At 69.4% G+C, this 12,183-nt stretch carries 6 protein-coding genes, 1 tRNA gene and 1 other RNA gene; 7 read left to right on the plus strand and 1 reads right to left on the minus strand.

The genetic code is table 11. The features are described from left to right. Positions 1 to 22: 22 nt before the first annotated feature. The 3 genes from ACGFX9_RS34285 to ACGFX9_RS34295 all read left to right on the plus strand — a co-directional run bounded on the left by ACGFX9_RS34285 (position 23) and on the right by ACGFX9_RS34295 (position 5,468). Positions 23 to 1,876 carry a TIR domain-containing protein gene (locus tag ACGFX9_RS34285; protein ID WP_393482341.1) on the plus strand — a complete coding sequence of 618 codons (1,854 nt, stop codon included), beginning with the start codon at positions 23 to 25 and terminating at the stop codon, positions 1,874 to 1,876. A gap of 629 nt (positions 1,877 to 2,505) precedes the next feature. Next, the gene (locus tag ACGFX9_RS34290; protein ID WP_393482344.1) at positions 2,506 to 4,218 is read left to right on the plus strand and encodes a DEAD/DEAH box helicase; all 1,713 of its coding nucleotides are present in this window, start codon (positions 2,506 to 2,508) and stop codon (positions 4,216 to 4,218) included. A gap of 227 nt (positions 4,219 to 4,445) precedes the next feature. Then, positions 4,446 to 5,468, plus strand: coding sequence for a hypothetical protein (locus ACGFX9_RS34295; protein ID WP_393482347.1), 1,023 nt, complete (start codon positions 4,446 to 4,448; stop codon positions 5,466 to 5,468). 256 nt (positions 5,469 to 5,724) lie between these two features. Here ACGFX9_RS34295 and ACGFX9_RS34300 read toward each other — a convergent pair. Then, a tRNA-Ser gene (locus ACGFX9_RS34300) sits at positions 5,725 to 5,812 on the minus strand. 153 nt (positions 5,813 to 5,965) lie between these two features. On the opposite strand from ACGFX9_RS34300, the gene ffs reads away from it, so the two are divergent. From ffs to ACGFX9_RS34320, 4 genes are all read left to right on the plus strand, one after another. Continuing rightward, positions 5,966 to 6,064: signal recognition particle sRNA small type (gene ffs / locus ACGFX9_RS34305), an RNA gene on the plus strand. A 45-nt stretch (positions 6,065 to 6,109) separates the two neighbouring features. Continuing rightward, positions 6,110 to 8,431 (plus strand): DNA polymerase III subunit gamma and tau, encoded by a 2,322-nt coding sequence (locus tag ACGFX9_RS34310; protein WP_393482350.1) that lies wholly within the window; start codon positions 6,110 to 6,112, stop codon positions 8,429 to 8,431. Positions 8,432 to 8,567: 136 nt separating this feature from the next. Further along, complete coding sequence (gene purD, locus ACGFX9_RS34315) at positions 8,568 to 9,830, plus strand: phosphoribosylamine--glycine ligase (protein WP_393482353.1); 1,263 nt, start codon at positions 8,568 to 8,570, stop codon at positions 9,828 to 9,830. Between the two features lie 315 nt (positions 9,831 to 10,145). Next, positions 10,146 to 12,086, plus strand: coding sequence for a hypothetical protein (locus ACGFX9_RS34320; protein WP_393482356.1), 1,941 nt, complete (start codon positions 10,146 to 10,148; stop codon positions 12,084 to 12,086). The last annotated feature ends 97 nt before the right edge of the window (positions 12,087 to 12,183 follow it).

A 12,183-nucleotide genomic window follows, 5' to 3' on the forward strand; every position in this document is an offset into this window, starting at 1 on the left:
TCCCACAGTAGGGTATGGCACCGTGTGGGACGTCTTCCTCAGCTACAGCCGCCAAGACGCCGGGCACGTCCGCCGGTTCCACGAGGAGCTCATCGCGGCCGGGCTCAAGGTGTTCACGGACGAGTCCGCGGTCGCCGGGTTCGCCGGTATCAGTGACACCATCCGCCGCGCGCTCGCCGACTCCCGCGTCCTGCTTGCGTACTACTCCACCGGCTACCCCGAACGCCCGGCCTGCCAATGGGAGCTGACCGCCGCATTCCTCGCGGGGCTCGGCGAGGGCGATCCGCGCCGCCGCGTCCTGGTGGTCAACCCCGAACCGGACACCGCGCACATTCACCCTGTGGAGCTGCGCGACACCCGTCACGGCGAACCGGAGACCCTCGTCCCGGACGTTCTCGCCCACCTGCGGCAGGTGTCCGGCCCCATGCGGCTGGGCTCGGCGCCCCCTCATGTGCACGGTGAGCTTCCCCCTGCTGTGGGGGAGTTCACCGGCAGGCTGCCCGAACTCTGGCGCCTGCACAGCGCTCTGCACGTCCAGGAGGCGCCCCTCGTCACGGGCCGCACCTCGGCCCGGCCTGTGCAGTTGCGCGGCATGCCGGGCATCGGTAAGACCCGGCTCGCACGGGAGTACACGCTGCGGTTCGGTGCCGCGTTCCCCGGCGGCGTGCACTGGGCCCGCGCCGACGCACCGCAGCCGCCGCAGACACCCGACGGCCCCTGTCTGTACGTCGTGGACGACGTGCCCCATGGCCTGTCCCCCCGCGGCGTCGCGGAGCTCACCTCCCCGCACCCCCTGGTCCGCACCCTGCTGATCACCCGCAGCCGTGCCTACGGGGGACATGGCGAACACCTCGACCTGGAACCCCTCCCCGACGTGGTCGCCGCCGTCCTGGCAGGCGCCTCGGAGATCGCCGACGCTGCCGCCGGGCACCCCGGGGCGCTAGGACTGCTCGGCCGCGCGGTGGGCGCCGGGCAGAGCCCCGCGGTTCTGGCCAGTCAGCTGTACGAACCGGGCCGTTCGCTGCTCGACGTCCTCGCAGGAGAGGAGCTCACAGCGGATCACGTGCGCGACGCTCTGACGGCACCCGCCGAGGCCCAGGATGTGCTGCGCTGCGCACTGGCCCTGTCCCCGTTGCCGGTCACGGCCGAGACCGCGGCCACCGTCCTCGCAGTGGCCGATCGGCTGCCGCGTGCCGTAGCCCTGCGTCGTGCGAGTGCCGGCTTGGCCGAGCTGACCGCCCGCGGACTGCTCACCCCCTACCCGCACCGCCTGCACCCGGTCACGGCCCATTCCTGGCTCCACCACGAAGGCGCCTCGGCCCGCGCTGAGACACTGCGCCGTGCGGTCCTCTCCAGCCTCGGAGCCACGGCCGCTACGCTGGAAGGTCCCGGACTCCCGGTTCCCGGCGTACGGAAGGAGAGCCTGCCGATGACGGTCAGCGAGGCCGAGCGGATGGCTGCCTTCGACTTGCAGGTCGAACTGGTGAGCCGCATCGGCGTACAGCAGCTCCCGGACGGCAGCGGCAGCCTGCGTGAGGCGCTCACCTCCCTGAACAGCCTGTTCCCGTTCACCCGCGACACGCTGCACCGCTACAGCATCGGCCTGGAACCGAGCGCGGCCCCCTCCGTCCAGTCGGTGGCGGACCATCTCCTGAACGAGATCCTCCGCCCCTTCATGACCCGCTGGCACCCCCTCCTCAAGGCTTGGGAGGGCCGGCGTCCGCCCCACACCAGCCCGCTGGACCACGAGGGCGCCTGGGATCACGCCGAGACGTTCCGCCTGGACCTGAACGCCCTGCAGGAACCACTCCGAGTGGCGACGGCTTCGCTGGCGGGTATCTCAGGGGCGGAGTTCGGAATCTCAGCCGAGGTCTGAGCTGGGCAGTGTCAGAGGACGGGGTACGGGACGCGTGTCGTCGTCCACACCACAGCAGATGCGTGGAGACTCCGCCGGGCAACTGCAACCACCCACGAAGAAGGGCCCCACCATGAGCGGTGGGGCCCTTCGACATCGTGCTCGGTGAGGCACTGGCGGAGGATACGAGATTCGAACTCGTGAGGGGTTGCCCAAACACGCTTTCCAAATCTTCGTTCGGGGGTTGAGGGGTGTGTAAGGGCGTTCTCGCCTGCGGCGCAGGTGGGGCAGTTCGGCCTTCTGAACGGTGCTGTACATCGGCGAATGAGACCAGGACTGAGGCCACGGGAGCTGTAGCACGGCTGGAATCACTGGATCGGTAGGGCTGTTGTGAGACTGGTGCCGGCGCATCGTCTGACCCGCGCGCCCCACTAGTGCTGTCGTACCCCCCACTTGCAACGTCCGCCAAACGGGTTGAGGTCATCGGCACGGTGCAATGCTGAGGACCTCCACGGCACTGCGGCGGTGGCCCCGTCACTACCTGGCGACCAACACTACTTGCAGCCTTCTTCCTGATCCTTGCTGTGTTGGTGGCCCTGGCATGCCCTGGTCAATAGCAGGGGCGTAGACAGCACGGAAGGTTCAGGCATATGCGGTTGCGGCAGTGGCAGGACGACGGATTGCGTCGGTTCTTGGGGACGCACCGCGACTTTCTGGTTGTAGCGACGCCAGGTGCAGGCAAAACGGCCTTTGCTCTGCTTGCGGCCCAGGCCATGATGGATCGGGGCGAGATCGGCTGGATCGTCGTTGTTGTTCCAACCGACCATCTAAAAGGTCAGTGGGCGAAAGCCGCAGCCCACCAGGGAATCAAGCTCAATCCTGCATTCGTCAATGCGAAAAAGAGAACAGCACCGGATTACGACGGCGTGGTGACGACCTACCAGTCTGTGGCAACTGATCCAGGCGTGTGGGAGCGAATGGCCACCGAGCTAAGTCGTCCGTGCTTGGTCATTCTCGACGAGGTGCACCATGCCGGAGACTCCGAACACCTGACCTGGGGCCCGGCGCTTTTCGCGGCGTTCAGTGGAGTGCATCGGCGCCTCATGCTGTCCGGTACTCCTTTTCGAACTGATGCAAAACCCATCCCGTTTCTGCGTTATGACGAGGAGCGGCGTGTAATTTCCGATATTAACTATGACTACGGCATGGCCCTGCAAGATCAGGAAGTCGTTCGGCCGGTGGTATTTCCGGCCTTGGACGGCGAAGCCAGGTGGCGTCTTGCGTCCGAACATGCAGTGGCGAAGAAACTGTCCGAGACTGACCCCAAGACCATCTCTCATGCCCTGACGGCAGCTCTTGACCCCAGCAAGGATTGGATTCCGTCGGTTCTACGTCGGGCTAACGACGAGCTGTCACTGATTCGGCGAGACACCCCGGACATTGGTGGTCTGGTTCTGGCGACCAACCAGAAGCATGCCCGCGCCTATGCCGCGATTCTCCAGGAAATTACGGGGGAATCCGCCACGGTCGCTATCTCGGATGCCCCAAGTGCGTCCAAGAGAATTTTCGAGTTCGCGTCCGACTCCTCGCGCTGGATCGTTGCAGTGCAGATGGTTGCCGAGGGTGTCGATATCCCCCGGTTGGGCGTGATCGTCTACGCGACCCGTACCCGAACGGAGTTGTTCTTCCGCCAGGTTGTCGGCCGATGCATCCGTCGACGTGGTGATGACGATGACCTATGCGCGCGTGTATTCATTCCCACAATCCAGCCACTCCTTGACCCGGCTGCGCGGATTGAAATGACTGTGCAGCATGTGCTATGCGATGAGGAGGAGAGGGTTCGGTCTCGTCACGCCGTAGGGGAATCTGTGTACGACAGTAAAAGTCGGTCTCCTGTACTGCCCCGCCGGGTGGAGGTGATCGGCTCATCGCAGTCCGTGCACCCTTACACCATCAATAGCGGAGAGGCATTTGGCGAAAGAATCCTACTGAACGCGCGACGTCTAGGTTGGGAAGCCGGGCTTCCCGCTAGCGCTGAACCTTCCGCGATCGTCCGCCTCATGCGCTTGGCGGGGAACCAGATCGGAGATGGAAAGCCCTGGCCCGTCGTGAAGGAACAACCGCTCGTCGAGCGGAAGAAAGAGCTGAGAGCCGTGGTGAACCGTAAAGTTGGACACCTGGCTGCTCTTACGCGCCAGCCTCACAGAAATATTCACCGTCGCCTACATGTCGCTTTCGGTGAGGATAACATTGAGCAGGCGACAGTGGATACGCTTAACAAGCGTCTGATTCTTCTTGACGGCTGGATCGACGAAGCAAAGTCGACAGGCGGAGAGCAAGGAGAAATTTGGTCTTCAATTTAAGTGTCTTCCGGAGGAAAGGTGACGGTCTGGAAACAGCATCAGACGGGGGTGCCTGAGATCAGGCAGAGTCAGGTTGCTCTTCGTCGATGGCGGCCTCGAACTAGTCTGCAGGGTTAGCGGCTAAAGCGGCGGGCCCACAGCAACTGCGCGTCTCCGCCGGCTTCACTGGCCTGTCTTGGCCACGTGCAAGACCGCCCGTTGTCAGTGCCGGGCGTCACAATCAACTCATGCGGAACAGACGCGGGTTCAGAATGCCGCAAGGCGCGGAAATCGTGAGCAATCAGGGTGATGAGTTCAGGGTTGACGTGAGCGTGCCCCTTGACGAGGACGGGTACCTCGGCCGCCAGTGCCCCGAGTGCTCGATGAGCTTCCGGATGAACGGGGAGGACTACAAAGCCCTGTCCGACGACCTCGAACTCTGGTGTGTCTACTGCGGCCACCATCAGGAGCATTCGGAGTTCATGACCGCCCAACAACGGGATCGCGTCATGCGGGCTGTGGGTGACCTCGGCATGCAGATCGTGAGCCAGGCCCTGAGCGACGCCTTCCGAGGTCTGTCGAGGGGCAGTTCACGCCGGTCCGGCCTCTCCATCTCGTACAAGGAGAAGCCCTTCTACCCGCGCCCCCTTCCGGGCATCGACGAAGAGCGACTGGCCCGAGTCCGCACGTGCACCGACTGCCAGGTTCGCTATGCCGTCTTCGACGAGCACCGATTCTGCCCCGTGTGTGGTCGGCTTCCCGCCGAATCGGTCGCTTTCGACGCCCTCCAAGCCGAGACGGCGCGCCTCGACGCCCTGAATGCCGTGGCCGACGAGACGAAGGCGGTCCTGCGCGAACAAGGGGTCTTCACCCGCAGTTGGGTCGACACGATTGAGAACGTCGTGGGGATTGTCGAGGCCCTGACCTCCGCTGTGTTCGAGGCTGCGGTGACAGATGCCGCCGACCGGCTCCGGGGCAGGGGGAACGTTTTTCAGCGTCTCGACGACACGGCCGATCTGTTAGTGGCCGCTGGGTACGCCGACCCACGCGGGATTCTGGGACCGGAGACCTGGCAGCGCCTCATCGAGACTTGGGCCGCCCGCCACGTCTTCACCCACAACGACGGCATCGTCGACGAGAAATACCTGCGAAAGATCCCCACGTCGTCCGCACGGGTCGGCCAGCGTCTCGTCATCTCCGAAGCTATCTGCCGCCGAGCAGTCGAGGACACCACAAGCCTGTGCACGGCACTGGCCGAGCTGACCGTCTAGGGGCCACACCCTCTGTTGCGCAAGACGCGAAAGGTCAAGCGGCAACGATCAGAGGTCGCCTGCGGACACGACGAGCGGGCCAAGACCGCCGCGCCGCCCTCCCCGCCGCCTCCGGCCTGATCGTCGCCGTCTGCATGTACGAAACCCACCCGCGACCTGCTCCGCCGGGCAACTGCAAACCAAAACTGCAACCACCCACGAAGAAGGGCCCCACCGCGAACGGTGGGGCCCTTCGACATCGTGCCCGGTGAGGCACTGGCGGAGGATACGAGATTCGAACTCGTGAGGGGTTGCCCCCAACACGCTTTCCAAGCGTGCGCCCTAGGCCACTAGGCGAATCCTCCGCCGCAAACAATACAAGACGTTGAGGAGTGCTCGCGAACGTGTTCCGCCCTCAACCTCAAGATCGCTCCCGAGATCGTCCCGGCACCGTCCCGAGTCGGACCCCGGGGTCCGACCGGCGTGGCTTCCGGCCCTGGGAATCGGCTAGGGTGGGGGCCAGCCCCTCACGTGGCGCTATCTGACTGAACTCCCCCAGGGCCGGAAGGCAGCAAGGGTAGGTTGGCTCTGGCGGGTGCGTGGGGGGCGCTTTGCGTTCCGGGGGGAACAGGTTGTCAGTGGGCGCCTATAACCTCGTATGTGTGTCGTCTCTCGCGTTGTACCGCCGCTATCGCCCGGAGTCGTTCGCCGAGGTCATCGGGCAGGAGCATGTAACCGACCCGTTGCAGCAGGCGCTGCGCAACAACCGGGTCAATCACGCCTACCTGTTCAGTGGTCCGCGCGGCTGCGGCAAGACGACGAGCGCGCGCATCCTGGCCCGTTGTCTCAACTGTGAGCAAGGTCCCACTCCCACGCCCTGCGGCGAGTGCCAGTCCTGCCGCGACCTGGCGAGGAACGGTCCGGGCTCGATCGACGTCATCGAGATCGACGCCGCTTCGCACGGCGGTGTGGACGACGCCCGTGACCTGCGCGAGAAGGCCTTCTTCGGCCCGGCGAGCAGTCGCTACAAGATCTACATCATCGACGAGGCCCACATGGTCACCCCGGCGGGCTTCAACGCCCTGCTGAAGGTGGTCGAGGAGCCGCCGGAGCACCTCAAGTTCATCTTCGCGACCACCGAGCCCGAGAAGGTCATCGGGACGATCCGGTCGCGTACGCACCATTACCCGTTCCGCCTCGTGCCGCCCGGCACGCTCCGTGAGTACTTGGCGGATGTGTGCGGGCAGGAGCGGATGGCCGTCGAGGACGGTGTGTTCCCGCTGGTCGTGCGCGCCGGCGCCGGCTCCGTGCGTGACTCGATGTCCGTCATGGACCAGCTCCTCGCCAGTGCCGCGTCGGACGGTGTGACGTATGCCATGGCGACGTCCCTCCTCGGGTACACGGACGGCTCGTTGCTCGACTCCGTGGTCGAGGCCTTCGCCTCCGGGGACGGGGCTGCCGCCTTCGAAGTCATCGACAGCGTCATCGAGGGCGGCAACGACCCGCGGCGCTTCGTCGCCGACCTTCTGGAGCGGCTGCGGGACCTGGTGATCCTCGCCGCGGTGCCGGACGCCGCGGACAAGGGGCTCATCGACGCCCCGGTCGACGTCGTGGAGCGGATGCAGGCCCAGGCCGCCGTCTTCGGGGGCGCCGAGCTCAGCCGCGCCGCCGACCTGATGAACGAGGGCCTCACGGAGATGCGCGGGGCGACCTCGCCCCGGTTGCAGCTGGAGCTGATCTGCGCGCGCGTGCTGCTTCCGGCCGCGTACGACGACGAGCGCTCGCTCATGGCCCGCCTCGACCGGCTGGAGCGTGGCGGCAACTTCGTGGCGGGTGGTCAGGGCGGGGGTGTCCAGGGCGGCCACGGCGGTGGTCCTGGTCCCGCTATGGCGTACGTTCCCGGGCCCGACGCCCATGCGGGGGCGCAGCAGCCTGGCGTGCCGCAGCCGGGGGGCGGGGCTGCGGTCGGGGCTGCGGCTGCGCGGGCGGCCGTGCGGGGCGGCGGAGGGGGGCAAGGGGCTCCGGGTTCCGCTGAACCTGCGGCCCCGGCCCCAGCCGCAGCCTCTCCTGCTTCTGCGCAGGCTCCTGCGCCTTCGGCCCCGGCTCCCGCTCCCGCCCCGGAAGCGCCCGCGCCGTCCGGTGAGCGGCGCCCCGGAGGGTGGCCCACGGCTTCGGCGCCGGGGAGTGGTCCGGCGGCGCCCACTTCCGCCCCGCCCGCTGCCCCTGCCACTCCCGCCGCGCCCGAGGCCCCCGCCGCTCCCCGTCCGGGCGGCTGGCCCACCGCCGCGTCCGCGGGCGGAGGCGCCCCCGCCCCGCAGCAGCCCCCGCAGAGCTCGCAGCCCCCGCAGGCGGCCCCCGCCTCGGCTCCCGCGGCTGCCCCGGCGGCGCCAGCAGGCGGGCCCGACCCCCGCACCCTGTGGCCGAACATCCTCGACGCGGTGAAGGGCCGCCGCCGCTTCACCTGGATCCTGCTGAGCCAGAACGCCCAGGTGGCGGGGTTCGACGGGACGACCCTGCAGATCGGCTTCGTCAACGCGGGGGCGCGGGACAACTTCGCGAGCAGCGGCAGTGAGGACGTACTGCGGCAGGCGCTGTCCGAGCAGTTCGGGCTGCCGTGGAAGGTCGAGGCGATCGTCGACCCGTCCGGCGGTTCGGCGCCGCCGCCCGCCGCGGGCAACTTCGGGGGCAGCGCCCCGGCGCCCTCGCGCCCGACCCCGCAGCAACAGCACCACCAGCAACAGCAGCAGCACCAGTCGGCGCCCCCGCCGCCCGCAGCGACGCCCACCCCGGCCCCCGCGCCGACCCCGGCTCCGGCACCCGCCCGGGCGCCGGAACGCAGGGCCGCCCCGGACCACGTATCGCCGGAGGACGACACCTGGGCTGACGACGACCCGGACCTGGTCGACTCGGCGCTCTCGGGCCACGACCTGATCGTCCGCGAACTGGGCGCCACGATCGTCGAGGAATTCACGAACGAACCCTGATCAGCCCTGATCACCACAGGGCCCCTGCGAGCGCACCTCCCACCCCCGGGTTCTGGAGGAACGTACAGCCCCCAGAAGCCCCCCACCTCGGCCACCCGTACAAAGGCACAGCCCGCGCCGGGCTAGGCTGGCGCCCGTGAAGGTCCTCGTCATCGGCAGTGGTGCCCGCGAACACGCCCTGTGCCGCTCTCTGTCCCTCGACCCCGACGTCTCCGCCCTGTACTGCGCCCCCGGCAACGCCGGCATCGCGGACGTGGCCGAGCTGCACCCGGTCGACGCCCTCGACGGCAGCGCGGTGGCCGCCCTCGCCACCCGGCTCGGTGCCGAGCTTGTGATCGTGGGCCCGGAGGCGCCCCTGGTCGCCGGAGTCGCCGACGCCGTACGCGGCGCCGGGATCCCCTGCTTCGGTCCCTCCGAGGAGGCCGCCCAGCTCGAGGGCTCCAAGGCCTTCGCCAAGGACGTGATGGCAGGCGCCCAGGTGCCCACCGCCCGCTCCTACGTCTGCACGACCGCCGAGGAGATCGACGAGGCGCTCGACGCCTTCGGTGCTCCGTACGTCGTCAAGGACGACGGTCTCGCCGCCGGCAAGGGCGTCGTCGTCACCGACGACGTCCAGGCTGCCCGCGCCCACGCGCTGGCCTGCGACCGCGTCGTCATCGAGGAGTTCCTCGACGGCCCCGAGGTCTCGCTCTTCGCCATCACGGACGGCATCACCGTCGTACCGCTCCAGCCCGCGCAGGACTTCAAGCGCGCCCTGGACGGCGACGAGGGCCCGAACACCGGGGGCATGGGCGCCTACTCGCCGCTTCCCTGGGCCGACCCGAAGCTGGTCGACGAGGTCATGCAGAGCGTGCTCCAGCCGACCGTCGACGAGCTGCGCCGCCGGGGCACGCCGTTCTCCGGGCTGCTGTACGCGGGCCTCGCCATCACCAGCCGCGGCGTACGCGTCATCGAGTTCAACGCCCGCTTCGGCGACCCCGAGACGCAGGTCGTCCTGGCCCGTCTGCGGACCCCGCTCGCCGGAGTCCTGCTGGCCGCCGCGAACGGCACCCTCGTCGACCTGCCCCCGCTGCGCTGGAGCGACGACGCAGCGGTCACCGTGGTCATCGCCTCGCACAACTATCCGCAGACGCCGCGTACCGGCGACCCCATCGAAGGGCTCGGCGACGTCGCGGCACAGGATGCCCCGGACGCGTACGTCCTGCACGCGGGGACGAAGCACGACGGCGACACCGTGGTCAGCGCGGGCGGCCGTGTGCTCTCCGTGACGGCGACCGGCACGGACCTGACCGAGGCCCGCGAGCGCGCGTACACGGCGCTGTCCCGCATCCACCTCGATGGCTCCCAGCACCGTACGGACATCGCTGCGAAGGCGGCGAAGGCGGCCTCGGAGGCGTAGCCGCAGACGCTCGCGAACGGCTCACAGGCCCCGGATCTGACACTGGATCCGGGGCCTGATCGTCATCCACCTCTGCCCAAAGCCATTCCATCGAGTGACCGCTGGCCCATCCGGCTGACGATGCCCCGCACCCCAACTAGGGTGCGGCGCAAGCGGTTCAGGCACCCATAGCCAAACAGACCACCGGCATTGCGATGTCAGTGGCGGGTGCCACAGTGGGGGAGTGAGCAAATCCATCGGCGGCTGCCGTCCGCCCACCGCCCCGGCCCCCGGCCGGGCAGCAGGCGGAGCAGGCAGCAGGGGGTGACATCGGTCGTGTCAGGTACGGGTGTGGAGGTGGGCGCGCAGTCCGCGCGTTCCCAGGCGCTCGCCGTGCTGCGCATCCGCAGCAGGGCGTTGGCCGTCGCACTGCTGCCCGCGGCCGTCGCCGTCGTGCTGCTCGCGGGCGGCGCCACGGGCCATGTCACCGGCGGGAGTTGGGACGTCGCGCGCGTCGTCGTGTCGGCCGTCGCCGTTCTCGTGCTCCTTGCCGCCGCGGGCATCGCGCTCGTCGTCGCGCGCTCAAGCCCCGCCGTCAGCCCCACCGTCCCGATCGCCGAGGGCTCGGCCCCCGATCTGTACCGCCTGGTGCGGGACCTCGCCGACCGTCTCGACGTGCCGGCGCCGTCGGCGATAGCGCTCACCCCGGACTGCGACAGCTGGCTCGAGGACCGTGCGCATCTCGCGCACGGCCCGCCCGCGGACGCCGCGTCGGCCGAGAACAAGGCCAAGAAGGAGGACGAGAGCAAGGACAAGGGCGAGGGCGTACGGGACGGGGGTCCCGCCTCGCGCCGCGCCGCGCCCGTCGCTCCGGTGCTCGTCATCGGCTCCCCGTTCCTGTGGTGGATGCGGGTCGGTGAGCTGCGCGCGGTGCTCGCCCCGGTCGTGGCCGGTACGGGACCTTCGGCGCACCCCGACATAGCCGCGGCCCGGCGTTTCGTGCGGGGCCTGGACGCGGCGGTGGCGGTCACGTCCGCCCCCGGGCGCAATCCGCTCACCCGCGTGGTGCTCGGCGGCGCCGGCTGGGTCGTGCGGTTGCTCCTGCGCAGCTGCCGAGGGCATGCCGGGGAGATGGAGCGCGGGGTCGCGGCAGCAGCCGCCGAGCGCGCACAGGCCGTGGACTACGGAGTGCGGATCGTCGCCCAGGAGCAGGTGGGCCTGGCGTATGCCGGGTGGGACCGGCTCCTGACCAAGGTGGCGCTGCCCGCGTGGCGCATGGGCCGCTGGCCCTCGCGGCTGGACGCGGGAGTCGTCTCCGCCCTCACCGAGCTCTCCCGCAGGGACCGCCTGGCCGAGGGCTTCGCGTCCCGCCTGGGCGAGCGCCCCGCCTGCGATCTTCTGGAGGAGCCGGGTTCGGTGGACGAGGCGGCTTCGCTGCTCGCCGCCCGCCTCTTCCACGGCGGCCCCGCCGAGCAGAGCCCTGACTGGGCGCCGGTGGCGTGGCAGGAGTATCCGGACGAGGTCGTCGACCGGAAGTGGCGCATGGACGCCGCCCGCCTCCACCGCGTCCTGGACACCCTGGGCGTCGGTCAATCGGCGGGAGCGGACACGTCCGAGTCCGAGGGCCCCACCCTGGGGCGTGTACTGGACCACCTGACGGCGGAGGGCCCCGGCCTCACGGAACTCGAGTTCACGGAACCGGTCACGGCGGTCGAGCTGGCCGAAGCGGAAGCCGCAGCGGCCGAAGCCGAAGCAGCAGCCGCCGCAGCGGAAGCCGAAGCCGAAGCCCTGACCGCCCCCGAGCGCGCCCCCGGCTCCGTCCTGGGCGCCGATCCCGCCCTGGGCGGCGAGGACCCCGAGGACGGCGACGAGCCCGCGGACGGCCCCGGTGGAACCCTCGCCGCAGGTCTCACCGCGGAACTCGCCCGCGAGGAAGCCGCCGCCCCGCCTCGCCCGGCTCCCACGGGGCAGGGCCCGGACGACGCGCTCTGGGACGACGGCATGCTGCCGCTGTTCCCGCTCCAACCGCCGCGTACGGGCAGGGAGTTGCTGGCCGACCACGTCACGGCGCTGGTCTGCTGCGCGGCCGTGGACACGGCGGGCGCCGCCCCCGGCCTCGACTGGCTGGACGGCCCGTCCCTCCTGATCGACGGAGAGCGCGCGGCGGACCTCGCACCGCACGTCCTGAGCCTCGTGGAGGACGGCAACCCCATCCCGCTGCGGGGCTGGCTGGCCCGCCTCGGTGTCCGTCCGGAGAAGCCGGTAAGGCTGGTCTGACCGTCACGGGGAGCACCGGGGAGCACAGCCCCCGCGACCTCCCCCGAAAACCTCCCCCGAAGTGGCGCGGAGATCGCCCCACGCCCCCCATGCGCAA

Source organism: Streptomyces sp. NPDC048436 (assembly GCF_043200355.1).
In the GTDB taxonomy this organism is placed as follows: Bacteria; Actinomycetota; Actinomycetes; order Streptomycetales; family Streptomycetaceae; genus Streptomyces.